The 23,192-nt window shown below is 52.9% G+C and carries 19 protein-coding genes and 1 rRNA gene; 12 read left to right on the forward strand and 8 right to left on the reverse strand.

Going from position 1 to position 23,192, the window contains the following annotated elements:
* The first annotated feature begins 137 nt into the window (after positions 1–137).
* Positions 138–253: ribosomal RNA gene (gene rrf / locus C7433_RS20980) — 5S ribosomal RNA — on the forward strand.
* A 273-nt stretch (positions 254–526) separates the two neighbouring features.
* On the opposite strand, the gene mobB is transcribed toward rrf, so the two are convergent.
* Entirely contained in the window at positions 527–1,036 is a 510-nt protein-coding gene (mobB, locus tag C7433_RS20985) for a molybdopterin-guanine dinucleotide biosynthesis protein MobB (RefSeq protein ID WP_110268840.1), read from the reverse strand.
* Positions 1,018–1,608, reverse strand: coding sequence for a molybdenum cofactor guanylyltransferase MobA (gene mobA, locus C7433_RS20990; RefSeq protein WP_033738021.1), 591 nt, complete (start codon positions 1,606–1,608; stop codon positions 1,018–1,020). Before mobA ends, mobB begins: the two co-directional genes overlap by 19 nt.
* Positions 1,609–1,679: 71 nt before the next feature.
* Here mobA and C7433_RS20995 point away from each other — a divergent pair, with 71 nt between their 5' ends.
* The 4 genes from C7433_RS20995 (at position 1,680) to polA (ending at position 6,807) form a co-directional block, all read left to right on the forward strand.
* Positions 1,680–1,955 carry a YihD family protein gene (locus tag C7433_RS20995; RefSeq protein WP_006121318.1) on the forward strand — a complete coding sequence of 92 codons (276 nt, stop codon included), beginning with the start codon at positions 1,680–1,682 and terminating at the stop codon, positions 1,953–1,955.
* Positions 1,956–2,000: 45 nt separating this feature from the next.
* The gene (locus tag C7433_RS21000) at positions 2,001–2,987 is read left to right on the forward strand and encodes a serine/threonine protein kinase (protein WP_058709080.1); all 987 of its coding nucleotides are present in this window, start codon (positions 2,001–2,003) and stop codon (positions 2,985–2,987) included.
* A 25-nt stretch (positions 2,988–3,012) separates the two neighbouring features.
* Positions 3,013–3,642: a thiol:disulfide interchange protein DsbA gene (gene dsbA / locus C7433_RS21005; RefSeq protein ID WP_006121321.1), complete on the forward strand. Its 630-nt coding sequence runs from the start codon at positions 3,013–3,015 to the stop codon at positions 3,640–3,642.
* Positions 3,643–4,023: 381 nt separating this feature from the next.
* The gene (gene polA, locus C7433_RS21010) at positions 4,024–6,807 is read left to right on the forward strand and encodes a DNA polymerase I (protein WP_006121323.1); all 2,784 of its coding nucleotides are present in this window, start codon (positions 4,024–4,026) and stop codon (positions 6,805–6,807) included.
* Between the two features lie 366 nt (positions 6,808–7,173).
* Here the strand turns inward: polA and yihA are convergent, their stop codons facing one another.
* On the reverse strand, positions 7,174–7,809 hold the full coding sequence (gene yihA, locus C7433_RS21020; RefSeq protein WP_006121326.1) for a ribosome biogenesis GTP-binding protein YihA/YsxC: 636 nt from the start codon (positions 7,807–7,809) through the stop codon (positions 7,174–7,176).
* A gap of 551 nt (positions 7,810–8,360) precedes the next feature.
* Here yihA and yihI point away from each other — a divergent pair.
* Positions 8,361–8,879 (forward strand): Der GTPase-activating protein YihI, encoded by a 519-nt coding sequence (yihI, locus tag C7433_RS21030; protein ID WP_110268841.1) that lies wholly within the window; start codon positions 8,361–8,363, stop codon positions 8,877–8,879.
* Positions 8,880–9,114: 235 nt separating this feature from the next.
* Positions 9,115–10,488, forward strand: coding sequence for an oxygen-independent coproporphyrinogen III oxidase (hemN, locus tag C7433_RS21040; RefSeq protein WP_110268842.1), 1,374 nt, complete (start codon positions 9,115–9,117; stop codon positions 10,486–10,488).
* A gap of 36 nt (positions 10,489–10,524) precedes the next feature.
* Here the strand turns inward: hemN and glnG are convergent, their stop codons facing one another.
* The 3 genes from glnG to glnA form a co-directional block, all read right to left on the reverse strand.
* Positions 10,525–11,934: a nitrogen regulation protein NR(I) gene (gene glnG / locus C7433_RS21045; protein ID WP_006121329.1), complete on the reverse strand. Its 1,410-nt coding sequence runs from the start codon at positions 11,932–11,934 to the stop codon at positions 10,525–10,527.
* 7 nt (positions 11,935–11,941) lie between these two features.
* The gene (glnL, locus tag C7433_RS21050) at positions 11,942–12,991 is read right to left on the reverse strand and encodes a nitrogen regulation protein NR(II) (RefSeq protein WP_033738029.1); all 1,050 of its coding nucleotides are present in this window, start codon (positions 12,989–12,991) and stop codon (positions 11,942–11,944) included.
* A gap of 194 nt (positions 12,992–13,185) precedes the next feature.
* Positions 13,186–14,595 carry a glutamate--ammonia ligase gene (gene glnA, locus C7433_RS21055; protein WP_006121331.1) on the reverse strand — a complete coding sequence of 470 codons (1,410 nt, stop codon included), beginning with the start codon at positions 14,593–14,595 and terminating at the stop codon, positions 13,186–13,188.
* A 432-nt stretch (positions 14,596–15,027) separates the two neighbouring features.
* On the opposite strand from glnA, the gene typA reads away from it, so the two are divergent.
* The 5 genes from typA (at position 15,028) to fabY (ending at position 19,986) form a co-directional block, all read left to right on the forward strand.
* Positions 15,028–16,851: a ribosome-dependent GTPase TypA gene (gene typA, locus C7433_RS21060; RefSeq protein WP_006121332.1), complete on the forward strand. Its 1,824-nt coding sequence runs from the start codon at positions 15,028–15,030 to the stop codon at positions 16,849–16,851.
* A gap of 224 nt (positions 16,852–17,075) precedes the next feature.
* The gene (yihX, locus tag C7433_RS21065; RefSeq protein ID WP_006121333.1) at positions 17,076–17,672 is read left to right on the forward strand and encodes a glucose-1-phosphatase; all 597 of its coding nucleotides are present in this window, start codon (positions 17,076–17,078) and stop codon (positions 17,670–17,672) included.
* A 3-nt stretch (positions 17,673–17,675) separates the two neighbouring features.
* The gene (locus tag C7433_RS21070) at positions 17,676–18,545 is read left to right on the forward strand and encodes a virulence factor BrkB family protein (protein ID WP_033738033.1); all 870 of its coding nucleotides are present in this window, start codon (positions 17,676–17,678) and stop codon (positions 18,543–18,545) included.
* Complete coding sequence (gene dtd / locus C7433_RS21075) at positions 18,542–18,979, forward strand: D-aminoacyl-tRNA deacylase (RefSeq protein WP_006121336.1); 438 nt, start codon at positions 18,542–18,544, stop codon at positions 18,977–18,979. The genes C7433_RS21070 and dtd overlap by 4 nt, the downstream gene beginning before the upstream one ends.
* Before the next feature lie 59 nt (positions 18,980–19,038).
* Positions 19,039–19,986, forward strand: a complete 948-nt coding sequence (gene fabY / locus C7433_RS21080; RefSeq protein ID WP_033738037.1) for a fatty acid biosynthesis protein FabY — start codon at positions 19,039–19,041, stop codon at positions 19,984–19,986.
* A gap of 32 nt (positions 19,987–20,018) precedes the next feature.
* Here fabY and C7433_RS21085 read toward each other — a convergent pair whose 3' ends face one another.
* On the reverse strand, positions 20,019–21,698 hold the full coding sequence (locus C7433_RS21085; protein WP_039342418.1) for an AsmA family protein: 1,680 nt from the start codon (positions 21,696–21,698) through the stop codon (positions 20,019–20,021).
* 118 nt (positions 21,699–21,816) lie between these two features.
* A complete protein-coding gene (locus tag C7433_RS21090; RefSeq protein ID WP_369974392.1) occupies positions 21,817–23,190 on the reverse strand; it encodes an NCS2 family protein in 1,374 nt (457 codons plus the stop codon).
* Positions 23,191–23,192: the final 2 nt, after the last annotated feature.

A 23,192-nucleotide genomic window follows, 5' to 3' on the forward strand; every position in this document is an offset into this window, starting at 1 on the left:
TACCGGTACTAATGACCCGTGAGGCTTAACCTTACAACGCCAGAGGCGTTTTGGGTTGAGAGACAGAAAGAATTTTCAGCCTTGTTTACCGGATAACGCCGTGCGGCCCGAGAGGGCGGTGCGGCAGACAGAATCTGCCTGGCGGCTGTAGCGCGGTGGTCCCACCTGACCCCATGCCGAACTCAGAAGTGAAACGCCGTAGCGCCGATGGTAGTGTGGGGTCTCCCCATGCGAGAGTAGGGAACTGCCAGGCATCAATCAGGTGAAGAAGCCCCGTACGGAAGTACGGGGCTTTTTTACGTCCGTCGTCCGGGGAGGGCGTGGCCTGCCGGACCTCGGCGGGCTTCAGGTCAGATCTCTGCCGTCGCCTGCCGGTCATCCTCCCTGGCCCTGCCCTGACCGTTTACCTTGCCTCTGCATGTATGCGGCCGTCATGACGTTTATCTTCCGACGCCGCCCTCGTACAACCCCATACGACGTCTCAGCCAATACCTGTCAGAGATAACGCGCCATGTATCTCGTTCCCTTAACTGGCCTTTTCCAGCCATGTCATGATAAACGCAGCAACCTCTCCGGGCTGGTTCATATCCACGGTAGGCACATCCAGCTTACGCGAAAGGTCGTCAGTGACAACCGCCACAACATGCTCATCCAGCAGATCGACCAACTCCCCTTTAACACCCGATCGCCAAAGCACGATTTTGGGCACGGGCTCATCTTTGAAGCCTTCCACTAGCACCAAATCCAGTTGCGTACTATCCATTCGTGAGGCTAACGCTCTTAGACTAACGGGCTGCTCTGGCGTTTCACACATCATCGCCCAGCGCCGATCGCTGGCGACAATAACCTGATCGGCACCGGCTTTTCGCAGCCGATAGCTGTCCTTACCTGGCGTATCAACATCCATCTGATGATGCGTATGTTTGATCAGTCCTGCTCGTATTCCCTGCGCTTTCAACAGCGGTATAACCTGCTCAAGCAGCGTGGTTTTACCGGTTCCGCTCCAGGCGACAATTGCTAATAACGGGACGGGCATGATGATTTCTCCCGATTAACCAGATCGTCAGGCGTATTAATATTGCGGAAAGCTGATTCCGCATCACTGAAAAGTACGGGATGTCCACCCTGTTCACGCATAAATTGCATAAGCCTGCGTTCACCACGTAACAGGCCCGCTTCAAGATCGCCAATCAGCGCCCGATTCATCAGCGCCAGAGTCGGATGATCACGTTCGGATGACTGCACCCAGACAACAGGTGCGCTGTTACGCTGCTGCCAAAGACGCGCAACAAAATCGCCGGGAATATCAGGTGTATCGCACGCGCAAAACGCAACCCACTCAGTAGGACTGTTTCGCAAACCGCTCAGCATACCTGCCAGTGGTCCGGGATAGTCCTGCATGGTGTCAGCCACGACCTGACAACCACTTATCTGATAACGATCAATGTTACGGTTGGCGCTTATTAACACAATGTCTACCTGCGGCTTTAACCGCTGAAGAACATGCTGATAAAGTGGTTTACCTTGCAGCATTATTAACCCTTTATCCTGTCCTCCCATACGGCGACCTTGTCCACCTGCAAGGATTACCCCGGTAATGGCTGTCATTTTCGTCTCCTGACTCAAATCTGGACGATACTCACATTGCGGCAGCGGACCACCTGCATAAAGGAATCATCATGAAAACGCATCGGCTGAGTGAACTGCTCGAACTCCTGCAACCTGCCTGGGAAAAAGAACCTGATCTTAACCTGCTGGCATTTTTACAAAAACTGGCTCAGGCGTCCGGTTTCGTTGGCCCATTAAGTGAATTAAGCGATGACATATTGATTTATCATCTAAAAATGCGTGATTCTGCCAGCCATGATCAGATTCCCGGACTGAAAAAAGATTATGAAGTTGATTTTAAAACGGCGCTGCTGCGTGCACGTGGAGTCATTAAAAATGATGAGTAGTGTTATCCTTAGCCGTTCACAGTAAAGATAAGCACAGGGATAACCATGAGTGATGCCGCCTTTAATTTTCAAACGCTCAATCCAGATGTCCTGCTTGATGCGCTTTGGGAAACAGGTATTCGGGTAGACTCCGGTCTTACTGCCCTGAACAGCTACGAAAACCGCGTTTATCAGTTTAGCGATGATAACAGGCAGCGCTATGTGGCCAAGTTTTACCGACCACAGCGTTGGTCTGCTGAGCAGATTACTGAGGAGCATCAGTTCTCTCACGATTTACTCGGCGATGAAGTGCCCATTGCTGCGCCCCTGGTTCTTAAGGGTAATACGTTGCAACAGCATGCGGGTTTTTACTTTGCGGTTTTCCCCAGCCTCGGGGGCCGACAATATGAAACCGATAACGACGATCAGATGGAATGGGTTGGGCGCTTCCTGGGCCGCATGCATCAAACTGGCCGAAAAAATCTGTTCCGGCATCGCCCCTCAATGGGACTTGATGAATATCTGGATCAGCCCCGGGATGTGCTGGCAAACGCTGAACTTGTGCCCGCGTCGCTGCGCAGTGCATTGTCAGAGGCCGTCGATAAGCTGGGTATGGCACTTCGTCAATGCTGGCATGACAACTGGCAGCCGTTACGATTACATGGTGATTGCCACCCAGGCAATATCCTGTGGCGGGACGGCCCCCTGTTTGTCGATCTCGACGATGCCCGCAATGGCCCGGCCGTTCAGGATCTGTGGATGTTGATCAGCGGCGATAAGCAGGAGCAGCGGATCCAGTGGGATATTCTGCTGGAAGCCTATAGTGAATTCAGTGATTTCGATATTAACGAATTGTCACTGATTGAACCTTTACGTGCGATGCGCATGATTTATTATCTGGCCTGGGTTGTTCGCCGCTGGCAGGACCCCGCCTTTCCGCGCGCGTTTCCCTGGATGACCGATGAGGATTTTTGGCGCAGGCAAATTTTGCAGTTTATCGAGCAGGAAAAGGTGTTGCGGGAACCCCCGTTGCAGCTGACCCCGCAATTTTAATGACAAGTCAGGAGAGTTTTCCCCAATGAAGAAAATATTTTTTGCACTGATGGGTTTGGTGCTGGCCTTCAGCGCATCTGCTGCACAATTCTCTGAAGGTAAACAATATGTCAGCCTGCCTAAGCCGGTTGCCGGTGAACCGCAGGTCATGGAGTTTTTCTCTTTTTTCTGTCCTCACTGCTACCAGTTTGAAGAAATCTATCATGTCAGTGATGCGGTGAAAAAGAATCTGCCAGCGGATACCAAAATGGTTAAATACCATGTTGATTTCCTGGGCGGCGAGCTGGGGCCGGTTGTCACGCACGCATGGGCTGTGGCCATGGCGCTGGGGGTTGAAGATAAAGTCACGGCACCTATTTTCGACGGTATTCAGAAAACCCAGACCATTACCGATCCCGCCAGTCTGAAAGACGTTTTCATCAAAGCCGCAGGCATTACCTCTGAGCAATATGATTCGGCCTGGAACAGCTTTGCAGTAAAAGCGCTGGTTGCCCAGCAGCAAAAAGCGGCCGCTGATGTGGATCTGCGCGGTGTTCCCGCTATCTTTATTAACGGCAAATACATGGTTAATAATGGTGGACTGGATACGAGCTCAATGGAAAACTTCGTGGCGGATTATGCCAACGTTGTTAAATTCCTGGTCGAAAAGAAATAAGCGTTTTTTGCTATCATCTTCCGCAAAACGCCAGCATTCGCTGGCGTTTTCTTTTGCCATCACTCACCTTATCTCTGCTGGACTGGAGAAGCACAGTTTTTCTATCCACACAAGCAGACATGCCGTCAAAAATCACGATCACATCACGGTTTTGTTTTAAGTCACTAATTTTAAACAAGTATCATTGCTGGCTGGGATCGCTATGATATAAATAAATGATTGATATGATTTTTACGCACAAAGTTATCCACAGGAAGATCGTTACGATCCAAAAGGCTACAGCACCAAAAAAACAACTTCCCGTTTGTCTTGATTAACCCTTTTCGCCAAGGTGTGGCATCCTTATAGACCAATCCATGGCAACGAAGAATACACAGACATATGGCGCAAATAGCAGAAAACCCCCTGATTTTGGTTGATGGCTCATCCTATCTTTATCGCGCGTACCACGCTTTCCCGCCGCTGACGAACAGTGCAGGAGAGCCTACCGGTGCTATGTATGGCGTGCTGAACATGCTTAAAAGCCTGTTGGTTCAATACAGCCCTACACATGTTGCTGTGGTGTTTGATGCTAAAGGCAAAACCTTCAGGGATGAGCTGTTTGAACATTACAAATCTCATCGCCCGCCCATGCCCGACGATCTGCGGTCACAGATTGAGCCGTTACACGAAATGGTGCGTGCGATGGGATTGCCTCTGCTGGCCGTCAGCGGTGTCGAAGCGGATGATGTGATTGGTACGCTGGCGTTAGAAGCGGAAAAAAAGGGTTACTCTGTCCTTATCAGTACGGGCGACAAAGATATGGCGCAGCTGGTGACGCCAGCGATAACGTTAATCAATACGATGACTAACACCATTCTTGGGCCGGAAGAAGTTGAGCAAAAGTATGGTGTGCCACCCGCCTTGATCATCGATTTTCTGGCGATGATGGGCGACAGCTCAGATAACATTCCAGGCGTACCAGGCGTGGGTGAAAAAACGGCTCAGGCCCTGCTACAGGGACTGGGAGGGATGCAGTCGATCTACGATAATCTCGATAAAGTTGCCGATCTTTCATTCCGTGGTGCCAAAACTATGGCCACAAAGCTGGAACAAAACCGCGAGGTGGCGTTTCTCTCCTATCAACTTGCGACCATTAAAACGGATGTAGCACTGGATCAGCCTTGTGAGGCGCTCACCGTCGGTGAACCGGATATTCAGGCCTTGCAGGCGCTGTTTAGCCGTTACGAGTTCAGGCGCTGGTTGACCGACCTGCAAGAGGGAAAATGGCTGCAGGGGAAGAAAAGCAACCGACAGGCCCAACAGGTTCTTGTCGATGAGCCTGTAAAGGCGGAAGCCACAAGCGTCTTGTCTGCCGAGGGTTATGTCACCATCCTGGATCAGCAAACGCTGGACAACTGGGTTGAGAAGCTGAAAAAAAGCGACGTTTTCGCGTTTGACCTTGAAACCGATGCGCTGGACACGTTAACAGCCAACATTGTGGGTCTCAGTTTCGCCATCGCGCCAGGCGAAGCGGCCTATCTTCCTGTCGCGCATGATTATCTTGATGCGCCCGAGCAGCTTGATCGCGATGCGGTGCTCGCACAGCTCAAACCGCTGCTGGAAGATCCTGATGTCAGCAAAGTGGGGCAAAACCTCAAGTACGATCGCGGTGTCCTTAAGAACTACGATATTGAGTTAGCAGGCATTAAATATGACACCATGCTTGAGTCGTACATCCTGAACAGCGTGGTGGGCAAACATGATATGGACAGCCTGTCGGCACGCTGGTTGAATCATAAAACGGTCACCTTCGAAGAGATCGCCGGTAAGGGTAAAAATCAGCTTACGTTTAATCAGATTGCCCTTGAGCAGGCTGCGCATTATGCGGCAGAAGATGCTGACGTCACGTTGCAGTTGCACCTGAAGATGTGGCCTGAGCTTGAAAAAGAAGCCGGCCCGAAAAAGGTGTTCGAACAGATCGAGATGCCGTTGCTCAGGGTCATTTCGCGCATTGAGCGTAATGGCGTGTTGATCGATCAGGCCATCTTAGCGCAGCACTCAAAAGAGCTGACAGCGCGCCTGGCTGAACTGGAACGTGAAGCGCATGAACTGGCGGGCGAGCCGTTTAATCTCTCTTCCACGAAGCAGCTGCAGGTCATCCTGTTTGAAAAGCAGGGCATCAAGCCCACCAAGAAAACGCCGGGTGGTGCGCCGTCGACCAGCGAAGAAGTGCTGGCAGAGCTGGCGCTGGACTATCCATTACCGAAAGTCATTCTGGAGCACCGTGGGCTGTCAAAACTCAAGTCCACGTACACCGATAAGCTGCCGTTGATGATCAATCCTGTAACCGGCCGCGTGCATACGTCTTACCATCAGGCCGTCACCGCGACCGGACGTTTATCGTCTACCGATCCTAATCTGCAAAACATCCCGGTGCGGAATGACGAAGGACGGCGCATTCGCCAGGCCTTCGTAGCAGGCAAGGGCAACCGCATCGTCGCGGCGGACTACTCGCAGATTGAACTGCGTATCATGGCCCATCTGTCGCAGGATAAAGGCCTGCTGGACGCGTTCTCGCAGGGAGAAGATATCCACCGGGCTACCGCAGCGGAAGTGTTTGGCGTACCGCTCAGTAAGGTGACGGGTGAACAACGTCGCAGCGCGAAGGCCATCAACTTTGGTCTCATCTACGGTATGAGTGCATTTGGCTTATCCCGCCAGCTGAATATCGGTGCAGGTGAGGCGAAGAAATATATGGATCTGTACTTCGAGCGCTATCCAGGCGTCCTGCGCTACATGGAAAATACCCGTCAGCTCGCCGCGAGTAACGGTTATGTCGAAACGCTGGACGGGCGTCGCCTGTGGTTGCCTGACATCAAGTCCAGCAATGCGATACGACGTAAAGCGGCAGAACGCGCCGCAATCAATGCCCCTATGCAAGGAACGGCGGCCGATATCATTAAACGCGCGATGATCGCGGTTGATAACTGGTTACAGGAACAGCGAAGCGACGCAGTGAAGATGATTATGCAGGTGCACGATGAACTGGTGTTCGAAATCAAAGAGGAGGCCGTTGAAGCGGCCAGTAAGCAGATTCGTACGCTAATGGAAGGCAGTATGGCGCTGGATGTGCCCTTACTGGTTGAAGTTGGGGTAGGGGATAACTGGGAGCAGGCACACTAGTTAAGCAACCGGCGCTGACGTGATGCGTTAGCGCCCGGTGAGAAACGTGGCCCGTTCAACCATTCAGGTTTTCTCAGCATCATGAAGGAATGACTGACTCTGCCTCCACCATTTTTTTGATAATTTAACTACATGTCATCTTCATTTTTGTGACGAGCATAGTAAAAAAAGTGGCGGAAAATGAATGGGAGTAACAAAAAAACCTTTGTTGCTCACAAAAAATCAGGTAAAGTTCGAGGCGTAGGGTACAGAGGTAAGATGTTCTATCTTTCAGACCTTTTACTTCACGTAATCGGATTTGGCTGAATTTAGCCGCCCCAGTCATTCTGTGACTGGGGCGTTTTTTATTGGGCTTTTTGCCCGGCCTTACGCGTCACTGTCCTGATCGTCCACTGCGGGTTCCAGTTCACTAAACCAGCTATTCAGCTTGTGGCGCACTTTATCAACGCCAATCTTTTTCAGCGATGAGAAAACCTCCACCTGCACATCTCCCATGAAAGCCAGCGAGGCTTCCTTCACCATATTAAGCTGGGCCTTACGTGCGCCAGATGCGAGCTTGTCGGCTTTCGTCAGCAGCAGCAAAACAGGAATACCGCTGTCAACGGCCCACTGAATCATTTGCTGATCCAAATCTTTAAGAGGGTGACGAATATCCATCAGTACTACCAGGCCTTTTAATGCCTGGCGTTTTTGCAGATATTCTCCCAGTGCCCGCTGCCACTTGAGTTTCATCTCTTCCGGTACTTCGGCATAGCCATAACCGGGTAGATCGACGAGGCGCTTACCTTCGGCCACCTCAAACAGGTTAATCAACTGCGTACGACCGGGCGTTTTACTGGTACGCGCCAGGCTTTTTTGGTTGGTTAACGTGTTTAAAGCGCTGGATTTCCCCGCATTAGAACGGCCAGCGAACGCCACTTCAATGCCGGTATCAGAAGGTAAATGGCGGATATCAGGCGCGCTAAGGATGAAGCGGGTGACATGGTAATTCAGTTCAGACAAGGTAGTACTCCAGAAACGCATTAGGGCAATGGCGCTGATTATACGCATTATGGCGGGAAAGTGCTCAATACCATTGTTCAGGGCTCCCTGTAAGACATTTGCCATAAATCTTGCAGGTTATGTCGCTTTTTAATTAAAAAATTAAAAAAATAAATGATTAAAATTCAGTGCATTATACTAAAGTACAGGTTTTTCGCTCAAACACCATACAAGTATTACTTGAGCCTTTTACCAATTGGTCTACATTATTCAGCAGTGCAGGACAGCATTCATCAGGATGATGCGCTCAGGAACGTTGGGATAACGAAGAGCGACAGGAAAGGAAATGGTCAGGGATTGCGGACCAGAAAAGGAAAAGGATGAGCTCCGGAGTTGAGCAGGCGCAGGATTAACCGGGATGTTGTGAGCCGAAACGGATTTGAAACATGATTCCTTCTGCCGAAGGTATGAAATAAGGCGACAGCTTGAGCTGTCGCCTTTTTTCTTTGTCTGGTTTCTGCTAGATTTCGCCGCAATTCTATACTGAATAAAAAACACCGGAACCCAAGATTATGAAGCAACCTGCAAGCGCGGCGAAGGGCAAGCCTGTCGCCAAAGCAAAACGTAAATCGCGTGAAGAGATCAATAACGAAGCGCGCGATCGTAAACGCGATAAAAAGCATCGTGGCCATGCGTCAGGCAGCCGTGCTAACCCGCAAGCGCAGAGCAGCAACGGTAAGCAAGCGGCCCCGGCAAAAGATCCGCGTATCGGCAGTAAAAAGCCGGTGTCGTTAATCGTTGACGACAACGCTGCACCCGCAAAAACCAAAAAAGTGACGGCAAAACTGGCGAAGCAGAAAGTGGTGCTGACACCGGAAGAAGAGCTGGCGCAGTTAGAGAACAGCGAGCGTCTTGATGCGCTACTGGACCGCCTTGAGAAAGGCGAAACGCTGTCATCTGAGGATCAGGGCTGGCTTGATGTCACGCTGGATCGCATTGATGAACTGATGGAACAGCTCGGCATCGCGATGGACGAGGAAGACGATCCGGAGGCGGAAGAAGATATGTACCGCCTGCTTAAAGGGCATTAAGCCGTCTTTGATCGGCATGCGTAAATGCGCATGCCTGGTTTAACAGGTAAACGACAATGTTTTGGCCTGGATCAATTTTCGTGCTTTTGATGACATGTTATCTCCTGTGGTTATTGTTTAAACTACAACGACTGTCGCGTCTGAAGCAGCGTTTACGGCGGGTTTCCTCCCGCACTCCTCTCTTTCCTTCTGCATCGCGGCCTTTCCCACAGCGAGGTAAACGGAAGGAGTCAGCATGTCAGCGACACAAATCGACTGGGACCAGGCATTAATTGAAAAATACAATGCGGCGGGTCCGCGCTATACCTCTTATCCCACCGCGTTAGCGTTCAGCGAGACCTTTACAGACGCTGATTTTCAACGTGCCACTGAACGTTATCCGCAACGCGCGCTGTCGCTCTATGTTCATATCCCTTTCTGTCATCGCCTGTGCTATTTCTGTGGCTGCAATAAGGTTGTCACGCGTCACTTACATAAAGCCGACCGCTATCTGAACGCGCTGGAACAGGAGATTGTCGCCCGCGCGCCACTGTTTCGTGATCGTCGCGTCACTCAACTGCACTGGGGCGGCGGCACGCCGACATTTTTGAATAAGCAGCAGGTTAGCCGGCTGGTGGCGCTGCTGAAACAGCATTTCACCTTCGAGGATGACGCGGAGATGTCGATCGAGGTCGATCCGCGTGAAATTGAACTGGAGATGATCGATCATCTCCGGACGTGCGGTTTTAATCGCCTGAGCATGGGCGTACAGGACTTTAACAAGGCGGTGCAGGAGCGGGTTAACCGGGTGCAGGATGAGGACGTGATTTTTGCCCTGATGGCACGGGCACGTGAGCAGGGGTTTCGTTCAACCAGCATCGACCTGATTTACGGTCTGCCGCTGCAAACGGCGGAAAGCTTTGCTTTTACGCTGCAGCGGGTTATCGCGCTGGATCCCGATCGACTGAGCGTTTTTAACTATGCGCATCTTCCGTCACTCTTTGCCGCACAGCGAAAAATTAAAGAAAATGAACTGCCCTCGGCGCAACAGAAGCTGGCTATCCTGCAGCAGAGCATTACAACGCTGACCCGGCATGGCTACCAGTTCATCGGTATGGACCACTTTGCTAAACCGCAGGACGAGCTGGCGGTGGCTCAGCGCGAGGGGAACCTGCACCGCAATTTTCAGGGTTATACCACCCAGGGCGACTGCGATTTACTCGGTCTGGGCGTCTCCGCCATTAGCATGATCGGCGATCGCTACGCGCAAAACCAGAAAAGCCTGAATGACTGGTACAGCCAGGTTGAAAAACAGGGCCATGCCTTGTGGCGGGGATTCACGCTCAGTCAGGACGATTGCCTGCGCCGCGATGTGATCAAAACGCTTATCTGCAACTTTGCGCTCGATTTCAGCGCGACAGAAACGCAGTGGAATATCACCTTCGACAGCTATTTTGCCGAAGAGCTGGCGCGGTTAAAACCGCTGATTGCGGATGGGCTGGTGGTGCAAAACGCGACAGGCCTGAAAGTGACAGGAACAGGACGACTGCTGATTCGCCATATTTGTATGTGTTTTGATGCTTACCTGCGACAAAAGACGCAACCGCAGCCCTATTCGCGTGTGATTTAACCGCCGGAACAGCACAGGCTGTTCCGGCGGAATCGCTTATTCCATGCCCAGCTCTTTCAGCTTACGCGTCAGCGTATTCCTTCCCCAACCCAGCAAACGCGCGGCTTCCTGTTTGTGACCCTGCGTGTGGCGCAGTGCAGTCGTCAGAAGCGTGCGTTCCATTTCCGGCTGTGCTTCTGACAGCAGGTTTTGATGACCGGAACGCAAGGCACGATCGGCCCATTGTGCCAGCAGGGTTGCCCAGCTGTCGGGAAGCGACTGCGTGGGGCTTTCCGGCGTACTGGATTCGAATAGCTCCGGTGGTAAATCCTGAATCAGCACTTCCTGACCGGCGGCCATCACCGTTAACCAACGGCAGGTATTCTCCAACTGACGCACGTTACCCGACCAGTGCAAACGGGTCAGCGCGGTCTCGGTCTCCGCATGCAGGATCTTGGCTTCCACACCAAGCTCGCGTGCGGCCACCTGCAGGAAATAACGGGCCAGACGGGGGATATCTTCACGACGCTCACGCAGCGGCGGCAAATGCACGCGGATGACATTCAGGCGGTGAAACAAGTCTTCACGGAACTTGCCTTCCTGTACCCGCAGTTCAAGGTTCTGGTGCGTAGCGGCAATGATGCGCACGTCCACTTTGACCGGTGCATAGCCACCGACGCGGTAAAACTGCCCGTCTGCCAGTACGCGCAGCAGGCGCGTCTGAACATCCAGCGGCATATCACCAATTTCATCTAAAAACAGCGTCCCGCCGTCGGCCTGTTCAAAGCGTCCCTGACGAATCTGATTCGCACCGGTAAAGGCCCCTTTTTCATGGCCAAACAGTTCCGACTCAATTAAATCCTTAGGGATCGCCGCCATGTTGAGGGCAATAAACGGCGCTTTACTGCGAGGACTGTGGCGGTGCAGTGCGTGCGCTACCAACTCTTTACCTGTACCCGATTCCCCGTTGATCAGCACGCTAATCGACGAACGGGAGAGACGGCCGATAATACGGAACACGTCCTGCATGGCGGGCGCTTCACCGATAATATCGGTGGTGGGGCCGCTTACCGGTTGATTACGTGGCTGCTGTTGCTCCTGATAGTGACTGATGGCACGTTCAACCAGCGCGACCGCTTCGTCGATATCGAACGGTTTGGGCAGGTAATCGAACGCGCCTTGCTGATAGGCGCTTACCGCGGCATCCAGGTCGGAATGCGCTGTCATGATGATGACCGGAAGCATGGGATGGCGCTGCTTGATTTGTTTTAGCAGAGCCAGCCCGTCCATACCTGGCATACGGATATCAGACAATAAAACGTCCGGGGTTTTTGTTGCGAGTGCATTGAGCACGTCGTTCGCGCTGTCAAAAGTGGCACAGCTTAAACCGGCTCCAGTGAGCGCGCGTTCAAGCACCCAGCGGATGGAGCTATCGTCATCGACGATCCAGACTATCCCTCGTTGCATAGAAACCTCACTGGCGAATAGGCAGGTAAACCGAAAACTCGGTATGACCCGGCCAACTGTTGAACTCAATTTTTCCCGAATGCTGATCAATCAGGCTACGGGCAATAGAAAGGCCTAAGCCGGTACCGCCTTCCCGTCCGCTTACCATTGGATAGAACAGCGTATCCTGTAGCTGGGCTGGAATACCGGGGCCGTCATCTTCGATATCAATGCGGGCAACCAGACGATAACGTGTGCCATGCAGTGTTAACTGGAAGGCTGTACGGGTTCGAATCACGATTGTGCCGCCGTCTTCGCCTAACGCCTGCAGCGCATTGCGCACGACGTTCAGCAATACCTGCTCAATCTGATCGGGATCGTGCGGTAATTCCGGCAGGCTGGGATCGTAATCGCGAACCAGCGATACATTTTCTGGCAACTCCATCGAAACCAGGTTAACGACACGTTCCGCTACCTGATGAATACTCTGGGTAATATGCATACCGGGCTGTTGCGGCCCCAGTAAGCGATCGACCAGATTTCGCAGGCGGTCTGCCTGTTCAATAATGACTTTGGTATATTCATTCAGGGCAGGGTCCGGCAGGGCGCGTGACAAAAGCTGCGCCGCGCCGCGCAATCCACCTAGCGGATTTTTAATCTCATGGGCCAGCCCGCGGACCAGATCGCGTGCGGCCACCTGCTGAGCATGCTGCAGCTGTTCCTGACTCAGGCGACGCTGATTATCCATCGGTGCCATTTCCAGCAGAATCAACCCATCAGGCAGGCGCTGTGCCGTGAGCGACATAATGTGCGCCCGGCCATCCACGACCAGAGTAACTTCGCTGTCAGTAAAGCCCTGGCCCGCCTCTAGACTCTCGCGCATGACCTCGACATTCAGCGAAAAGTAGCCGGTTAATTCAGGTAACGGCGTGCCGAACAATTTACGTGAGCTTTGCGCCAGTAATTGCTGTGCCGCCGGGTTGGCATAATGGATCGCCAAATCGGTATCCACCAACAAAATACTGTTGATTAAGGTATTGAGAATCTGCCCGGCGTCGGGCAGGGAGGCAGTTGCCATACAGCGTTCCTCTGCACTAATTTAGTGCATTGTAGTCTTTAAGCCGGAATTAAAGCGAATGAACGATGAATTCGCGGAGAAAAAAGCCCATCCGAAGATGGGCTAAAGTTTCCACGGCAACAAAAAAACGTTTCAGGTTAAGCGTGCCGCAATTGCAATCTTTCAATGCGGCACCCATTTTGCTGACTCTGAAATTAGACGCTGTAGTACAGTTCGAACTCAACCGGATGTGGCGTCATGCGCACACGGTCGTTCTCTGATTTACGCAGCTCGATGTAAGCATCGATCGCGTCGTCAGTGAAGACGCCGCCACGGGTCAGGAACTCGCGGTCTTCGTTCAGTGCATTCAGCGCTTCTTCCAGTGAACCTGCAACTTTTGGAATCTCAGCTTCTTCTTCCGGTGGCAGGTCATACAGGTTTTTATCCATCGCATCACCAGGATGGATTTTGTTGATGATGCCATCCAGGCCAGCCATCAGCAGTGCAGTAAACGCCAGGTACGGGTTAGCCGCTGGGTCCGGGAAGCGCGCTTCAATACGACGTGCTTTCGGGCTGGCAACAACCGGGATACGGATTGATGCAGAACGGTTACGGGCAGAGTAAGCCAGCATAACCGGTGCTTCATAACCCGGAACCAGACGCTTGTAAGAGTTGGTGGTTGGGTTGGCCAGGGCGTTGATTGCTTTTGCGTGCTTGATGATACCGCCGATGTAGAACAGCGCGGTTTCAGACAGGCCGCCGTATTTGTCACCAGAGAACAGGTTTTGTCCGCCTTTAGACAGAGACATGTGGCAGTGCATACCTGAACCGTTGTCACCAAACATTGGCTTCGGCATAAAGGTTGCCGTTTTGCCGTAAGCATGCGCCACGTTGTGCACAACATATTTGTAGATCTGAATTTCGTCAGCTTTTTTGGTCATGGTATTGAAGCGGGTTGCCACTTCGTTCTGACCCGCTGTCGCAACTTCGTGGTGATGAGCTTCAACAACCAGACCCATTTGCTCCATTGTCAGACACATAGCAGAACGGATGTCCTGTGATGAATCGACCGGTGGAACCGGGAAGTAGCCGCCTTTCAGACCTGGACGGTGACCTTTGTTACCGCCTTCGTATTCTTTGCCGGTGTTCCAGGCCGCTTCGATATCATCGATAGCGACGTGCGAACCAGAGGTTGACGAACCGAAACGGATATCGTCGAACAGGAAGAATTCTGGCTCGGGTCCAAACAGAACGGTATCAGCGATGCCTGAAGAACGCAGATAGTCTTCAGCGCGCTTTGCGATAGAGCGTGGATCGCGGTCATAGCCTTGCATGGTGCCAGGCTCAAGGATGTCACAGCGAATGATCAGTGTTGAATCTTCAAAGAACGGATCCATAACTGCCGTGGTTGCATCCGGCATCAGTACCATGTCTGATTCGTTAATGCCTTTCCAGCCGCCGATGGAAGAGCCATCGAACATTTTGCCTTCTTCGAAGAAGTCAGCGTTAACCTGGTGAGCCGGAATAGTAACGTGCTGTTCTTTACCTTTGGTATCGGTAAAACGCAGGTCAACAAACTTAACTTCGTGCTCGTTCATCATCGAGAGAACGTGTTCAGCGGACATACTCAACTCTCCTGGAAATGGTCATTGTCTACATGGTGAGAACCGGGTGAGGAAATGTGCGACATGTGTCAGCCATACCTCAGTCTGATCCCGACCAGCTCTGCAACCGTTGTCTTACGTCGTTTTCATCTGGATAATACAAAGCGAATTCTGTGCCAACTTTATTTCTTTGCACAAAATCGCGCTGGCATGCACCTTTTTGTCATAAAAGACGTGCACCATGATAGTTGCACTGCACTTTTTATGTGCATTGGCGTTGAAAATGAGCACCATTGTGGTGCAAAACATCATTGCAGTGCAATTTTTGCACGGCTATTAGTGCGATTTTGCGACAATGCAATAAACTTTCAGTGAAAAGTGTGATCGTGTTCAGTCTCCCGCTTAATCCGTGTACAATACCGCGTTATTTCTAATGCCTGAGGCAAAAAAGCTGTGATCGAAAATTTGCGTAACATCGCCATCATCGCGCACGTTGACCATGGAAAGACCACCCTGGTTGATAAACTGCTGCAACAGTCTGGTACTTTTGATGCCCGTACTGAAGCCACCGAGCGCGTGATGGACTCCAATGATTTGGAGAAAGAGCGTGGGATTACCATCCTCGCAAAAAATACCGCCATTAAATGGAACGACTACCGTATCAACATCGTTGATACCCCAGGACACGCCGACTTCGGTGGTGAAGTTGAACGCGTAATGTCTATGGTGGATTCGGTACTGTTGGTTGTAGATGCGATGGATGGCCCTATGCCGCAAACCCGCTTCGTTACCAAAAAAGCGTTCGCGCATGGTTTGAAGCCGATTGTGGTTATCAACAAAGTTGACCGCCCTGGCGCACGTCCTGACTGGGTTGTTGATCAGGTGTTTGACCTGTTCGTTAACCTGGATGCAACGGACGAGCAGCTCGATTTCCCTATCATTTTCGCCTCTGCGCTGAATGGTATTGCCGGTCTGGATCACACCGACATGGCTGACGATATGACCCCGCTGTATCAGGCAATCGTTGACCACGTTTCACCTCCACAGGTTGAAGTCGAAGCGCCGCTGCAGATGCAAATCTCTCAGCTGGACTACAACAACTATCTGGGCGTGATCGGTATCGGCCGCATCAAGCGCGGTAAAGTGAAGCCTAACCAGCAAGTCACCATCGTAGACAGCGAAGGCAAAACCCGTAACGGTAAAGTGGGTAAAGTGCTGACTCACCTGGGGCTGGAGCGTATTGACAGCGACCTGGCAGAAGCGGGCGACATCATTGCGATCACCGGTCTGGGTGAACTGAACATTTCTGACACCATTTGCGATCCGCAGAATGTGCAGGCGCTGCCAGCCCTGAGCGTGGATGAGCCAACGGTAACCATGTTCTTCAACGTCAACACCTCACCGTTCTGCGGTAAAGAAGGTAAGTACGTGACCTCACGTCAGATCCTTGAGCGTCTGAACAAAGAACTGGTTCACAACGTGGCACTGCGTGTGGAAGAGACCGAAGATGCTGACGCGTTCCGCGTATCGGGCCGTGGTGAGCTGCATCTGTCTGTACTGATCGAGAACATGCGTCGTGAAGGTTTCGAACTGGCGGTATCCCGTCCGAAAGTTATCTTCCGCGAATTCGAAGGCCGTAAACAAGAGCCATTCGAGAACGTGACGCTGGATATCGAAGAAACGCATCAGGGTTCCGTTATGCAGGCCATGGGCGAGCGTAAAGGCGACCTGAAAAATATGGATCCAGATGGCAAAGGCCGCGTACGTCTTGACTACGTCATCCCAAGCCGTGGTCTGATCGGTTTCCGTAACGAATTTATGACCATGACATCAGGTACAGGTCTGCTGTACTCCACCTTCAGCCACTACGACGATATTCGTCCGGGCGAAGTGGGTCAGCGTCAGAACGGCGTTCTGATCTCTAACGGCCAGGGTAAAGCGGTAGCGTTCGCCCTGTTCGGTCTGCAGGATCGCGGTAAGCTGTTCCTGGGCCATGGCGCGGAAGTTTATGAAGGCCAGATCATCGGTATTCACAGCCGTTCTAACGACCTGACCGTGAACTGCCTGACCGGTAAGAAGCTGACTAACATGCGTGCCTCCGGTACTGACGAAGCCACCACACTGGTTCCACCGCAGAAAATGACGCTGGAACAGGCGATCGAGTTCATTGATGATGACGAACTGGTCGAAGTTACGCCTCTGTCAGTGCGTATCCGTAAACGTCACCTGACTGAGAACGACCGTAAGCGTGCTTCACGCGGCGGTAAAGACGCCTAATCGCGTAGTAATAAAGCCCCGTTTTAACGGGGCTTTTTTTGTCCGGGGTTTTTACCAGCTCAGTTAAATCCAGTCTAAACCAGCCTGTAACTTCTTCTTTGTCCCCTTCCCACTTTGTCCTGTCGTACCTTAATTTAAAGTGTGTAATTTTCTCGTCCGGGCCGCCTGTTCAGGCCGCACTTTTACCGCTAGAGTGAATGATCCAGGGAACCAAAGGAGGCACCATGCTGTATATCTTTGATTTGGGCAATGTGATTATCGATATCGACTTTAACCGCGTGTTGGGCGTCTGGAGTGACCTCAGCCGCGTACCGCTGGCATCGCTTCAAAGTCATTTTCAAATGGATGCGGCTTTTGAGCAGCATGAGCGCGGTGAAATCAGCGATGAAGCCTTTGCAGAAGCCTTATGTGAAAAACTGGAGATTGCGCTGAGCTATGAACAGTTTGCTGCGGGCTGGCAGGCTATCTTTGTGGGAGTGCGTCCGGATACGCTGGCGCTGATGAATCAGCTACGCCAGGCGGGACATCGGGTGGTGATATTGTCGAATACCAATGCACTGCATTGCACCTTCTGGCCGACCCAGTATCCTGATGTGCAGCAGGCGGCTGACAAGATTTATCTGTCCCAGGAACTGGGCATGCGTAAACCTGAAGCCCGCATTTATCAGCACGTACTGGATGCGGAAGGATTCAGTGCCGATCAGGCCGTCTTCTTCGACGACAATGCCGCCAATATTGAAGGTGCGCGCGCATTAGGCATTACCAGCGTGCTGGTGACCGACAGTAAAACCGTGCCCGACTGGTTCGCGGGTCAGCCTTAAGCCATGAAGTTACATCGTTTTCGCCCCAGGTTTCATGCCTTCTGGCTGTGGCTTAAGCTGCTCTGGAAGCGCATTGATAATGATGCCATGACGACACAGGCGGGCAACCTGGCCTTTGTGTCGCTACTGGCGCTGGTGCCGCTGATCGCCGTAGTTTTTGCGCTGTTTGCCGCGTTTCCTGTGTTTTCTGATATCAGCGTCCAGCTTAAAAACTTTATTTTTGCCAACTTTATGCCTGCTGCGGGGAACACGTTGCAGCGTTACCTTGAGCAGTTTGTGGCTAACGTGCACCGCATGACCGCCGTGGGCGCCGTGGGGCTGATTGTCACGGCGCTGCTGTTGATGCATTCTGTCGATTCGGCTCTGAATGCTATCTGGCGCAGTCATAAAAAGCGCCCGCTGGTCTATTCCTTTGCCGTCTACTGGATGATATTGACGCTTGGGCCGTTGCTGGCAGGTGCCAGTTTAGCCATCAGCTCTTACCTGCTGTCGCTGAAATGGATAAACGTGACGGGGGTGACCAGCCTGGTCGATCAGACGCTGCGTTTCTTTCCCTTGCTTCTGTCGTGGCTGTCATTTTGGTTGCTATACAGTATTGTCCCGACGCAGCGGGTGCCTTCTCGCGATGCGCTGACGGGGGCGCTGGTAGCCGGGTTGCTGTTTGAACTGGGGAAAAAGGGATTTGCGCTGTATGTTACGATGTTCCCGACGTATCAGTTAATCTACGGCGTGCTGGCGGTGATCCCCATTCTTTTCCTGTGGGTGTACTGGACCTGGTGCATCGTTTTGCTCGGTGCCGAAATTACGGTTACCTTAGATGACTATCGCCAGTTCAAACGGCAGGAAAGAGAAAAAGAACGAGAGGACGGATGATTGCTTTAATTCAACGCGTTCAGCGTGCCAGCGTCAGCATTGATCATGCGGTCGTGGGTGAGATCGGGCAGGGATTATTGATTCTGTTAGGCGTTGAAAAAGGTGATGACGAAAAGCGCGCTGAACGACTGGCGGAGCGCGTACTGGGCTACCGTATTTTTAGCGATGAACAGGGCAAGATGAACCTGAACGTCAAACAGGCAGGCGGAAGCGTGCTGGTGGTATCACAGTTCACCCTGGCTGCCGATACGCAAAAGGGCATGCGGCCCTCTTTTTCCGGTGGCGCCGCGCCGCAGGAAGCGGAGCGGTTATATGAGTATTTCAGCGCGTGTTGTCGCCGTCATGATGTCACGACCGCCAATGGCCGTTTTGCTGCCGATATGCAGGTTGCTCTGGTCAACGACGGTCCGGTGACGTTCTGGTTACAGGTATGACGCCCCATTTCGCACGGCTTAGCCTCGGCAATCCCGCATCAGAACGAGAGAACCATTTTATGTATCATCTTCGTGTGCCACAAACGGCGGAAGAGCTGGATATGTATTATCAGTTCCGCTGGGAAATGTTACGAAAGCCGCTGCATCAGCCTCAGGGTTCTGAACGCGATGCCTGGGATGCATTAGCGCATCATCAAATGGTGGTGGATGAACAGGGCAAGCCGGTTGCGGTAGGACGGCTCTATATCAATGCTGATAACGAAGCGGCTATCCGTTTTTTGGCCGTTCATCCCACCGTACAGGGCAAAGGCCTCGGCACGCTGGTGGCGATGACGCTGGAGTCCGTTGCGCGTCAGGAAGGTGTGAAGCGCGTGACCTGTAGCGCACGAGAAGATGCGGTGGCGTTCTTCGCTAAACTTGGCTACCTGAATCAGGGCGAGATTACCGCACCGCAGACGACGCCGGTGCGCCACTTTCTGATGATCAAGCCGGTCGTCACACTGGACGATATTCTGCACCGTGCGGACTGGTGCGGGCAGTTACAACAGGCCTGGTATGAGCACATTCCTCTGAGTGAAAAAATGGGCGTGCGCATCCTGCAATATACCGGGCAGAAGTTTATTACCACCATGCCGGAAACCGGCAACCAAAATCCGCACCATACGTTGTTTGCCGGAAGCCTGTTTTCACTGGCTACGCTCACCGGCTGGGGGCTGATCTGGCTGTTACTGCGGGAGCGCCATCTGGGCGGCACCATTATTCTGGCCGACGCGCACATACGCTACAGTCGTCCGATTACCGGTAAACCCGGTGCTATTGCCGATCTTGGCTCACTGAGTGGCGATCTTGATCGCCTGGCGCGCGGACGCAAAGCCCGTGTTCAGCTTGAAGTGCAGCTGTTTGGCGATGATGAGTGTGGCGCGGTATTTGAAGCGGTTTACATCGTGTTGCCGGTGGATCCCGACGGACCACTGGAAGAGGGCGGCTCCGGCGCGCGTATCAATTAAATCACAGGGCCGCTATTGCGGCCCTGTGTGCGTTAGCGGACCTGTCCGGCCTGCATGCTCTGCTGTAGCTGCTGGCTGTCTGTGGTTACGGACAGTGTCGCGTTAACCGACGGGGCCAGCGGCTGATTCGCTTTCAGTGAGGCGTTCAGGCGCAGCTGCAAATTGCTGTCGCCCTGCAAGGGAAGCGCCGGCCAGCCCCAGTTTTGCAGAACATTAACGGGCACGCCGCGTCCCGTCAGGTTCAGGTTGACAGGTCGATCAGCCTGCTGCCCTATGGTCGCCGTGCCTTCCAGCAACCCTTTACCACTAAACGCACTGAGCTCTGTTACCTTAATTTGTTGTTCGTCAGCCTCCAGTGCGACAGAAGGATGACGTAAATCCGTACGATTGAAGGTCGACTCCGCCGCGTTCAGACTCAGCTTACCTGACCAGATTCCCCATTGATGCTGACGGGCCAGCTGCAGATTTTCGCCGCTGCCATCCAGTGAAGTGAGCTGGAAAGGGAAGGCCGGATTAATATCGATCAGTAAATTGCGGTTCGAGGTAAAGCGCGTCACGGTTACGGCATCCAGCCAGTCAGGCAGGGCATCCTGCCATAACGCCCGCCAGTTCTGAGGCAAGGTATATTCCAGCCCGGCCACCGCCAGATTATTCAGCGTTAACCGTTTATCCTGACGTGACCAGTTGCCGTCAGCCCGGATAACGCCATTGGCCCAGCGCGAGCTGAACTGCGTCAGGGCAATCCCCTGAGGCGAGAAATCCATGTTAATGATGGGATCGTTAAGTTCGAAGCGCCCGTTAATAAAGTTACCGGCATTCATGGCCAGCGATCCGTCCTGGCTCTGCCAGTCCCGGCCCTTCCAGCTCAGATTTTTCAGCGTCAGATCGAGATCGGTCACCGCCCAGTCAGGGCCCTGGAGCCGGGCATCGGTAATATCAACCCGGTTGAGCGTAACTGAGGGTACTTCTTCAAACGGTTTCAGGAAATCGACAAGCGTATGCGCCGTTTGTAGACGGATATCGTTCAGACGCAGTTGATTAATCTTCCAGTTACCCTGCGCGTCGCGCTCACCGTTACCGGTCATTGAACCGCGTGCTAAGTCCGCCCCAATGTTGCTAAATACCATGCGGCCCTGGGACACATTACCCTGAATCAGCACGTTTTCACCGTCAACGCTGTTGAGCGTCATCCTGGCCGCGCTCATCTGGAACTGCGCATCACGACCCAGCAAATCACCGGCCTGCGGATGCCAGGGCACAATGCCGCCATTCACCTGCTGTGCCGCCAGCGGTAGCGCTGAGGCAGGGCTGTCGATGCGCATGTTGTTTAACTGCAGGCGGTTTGCCTGCATGGGCAGTGCGCTTTTGTTCGCCAGGTTAGCAAGGTTTACCTCGCCGTCGCGTAATTCTATGCTGGCAAAATGAAACGGATCGCTGAACTGTAACAGGGCGATGCCAAGGTCGACGCGTTTGGCCACCAGTACGGCAGGCTGGCCGTCATGACCAAAGCTGAAGTCATCCAGAATAATGTGCGTAGGTGAAGAAAAATTGTGCTCAATTTTGCTCAGCGACAGATGCCATTCTGTTTTATCACTCACCCAACGGCTAAACCAGCCCGCGCCCCACTGAGTTTGCAGCAGAACATAGACGACGATCAGCGCAAACAGCAGCAGTAACAATAAGGTGAGGAAAAACTTTCCTATAAATTTCATCGTATCCTTCCCGGGTTCAGTCCGCTGAAAGGTTGTTATGCCTGAATTATCGTTATAGCTCAACCGCCTGGATGTAAATCAGCCGAAATAGCAGGCGGGTTGCCGCCTGCCTTGAACGTTACTTTTCGGGTGGGAAGATAAGATTCAGCACAATCGCGGTAATCCCACCCGCAGCGATACCGGAAGAGAGTAACGTTTTCAGCCAGTCGGGTGCAAATTGCAGAATCAGGGGCTGCTGGGAAACACCGAGTCCTGCTGCCAGCGACAGCGCGATAATCATGATAGCCCGGCGATTCAGCTGCTCCCGGGAAACGATACGGACACCGGATGCGGCGATTGTGCCAAACATCACAATCGTAGCGCCGCCCAGCACGGGCTCAGGAATGTGCTGTACCAGTCCGCTCACTGCCGGGAACAGTCCCAGCAGGATCAGCATCAGCGCGACAACAAATCCCACGTAGCGGCTGGCAACGCCTGTCAGCTGAATCACGCCATTATTCTGGCCAAAGCAGGAGTTAGGAAAGGTATTAAACAGGGCAGATACAAAAGAGTTCAGGCCGTTTGCCAGCACACCGCCTTTCAGGCGCTTCATGTATAACGGGCCGCTGACCGGCTGTTCAGAGACATCCGAAGTGGCGGTGATGTCCCCAATGGTTTCCAGCGAGGTCACCATAAAGACCAGCATCAGCGGGATCAGCAGATTCCAGTCAAATCCCAGGCCGTAATAGAGCGGAGTGGGGAACGCCACGATCGGCTGTCCGGCAGGCGTGCTGATGGTGGGTAGCATGCCCATTGCCCAGGCCAGCAGGTAGCCCACCGCCATCGCAATCACCAGCGACGCAACGCGCAGATAGGGGTTTTTCTGGCGATTCAGCAGGATAATCACCACCAGCACGGCACCGGCTAACAGCAGATTTTTCGGCGCGCCGAAGCTGTGATCGTTCATCGCAGCAAACCCGCCGCCGATAGAGGTAAGGCCGACCTGAATCAGGGATAAGCCGATAATCATCACTACAATACCTGAGACTAACGGCGTGATGATGCGGCGTGCCAGATGCAGCACGCGCGACAGCACCATTTCCGTACAGGAGGCTACCATCAATGTACCAAACAGCGCCGCCATCATTGTGGGTACGTCCGCGCCGCCATTTTTCAGCGCCATTCCCCCCATAATCAGCGGTGTGACAAAGTTAAAGCTGGTGCCCTGAATGGAGAGTAACCCTGAACCGATCGGTCCCCAGGTTTTGATTTGCAGTACCGATGCCACACCGGACGCGAACAGGGACATGCTGATAATGTGCTGTGTATCCTGCGCCGGTAAACCGAGCGCCTGGCAGATGAGCAGCGCGGGCGTGATCACCGCAACAAACATCGCCAGAAGATGTTGTCCGGCTGCAAACAAGGTTTGTGTTAGCGGTGGACGATCTTCCAGGCGATAGATCAGTTCACTTTTACTGGCGGTGGTGGGGGCTGGTTGCTGTGTGGTCGACATCG

Source organism: Pantoea sp. PNA 03-3 (genome assembly GCF_003201175.1).
In the GTDB taxonomy this organism is placed as follows: Bacteria; Pseudomonadota; Gammaproteobacteria; order Enterobacterales; family Enterobacteriaceae; genus Pantoea; species Pantoea stewartii.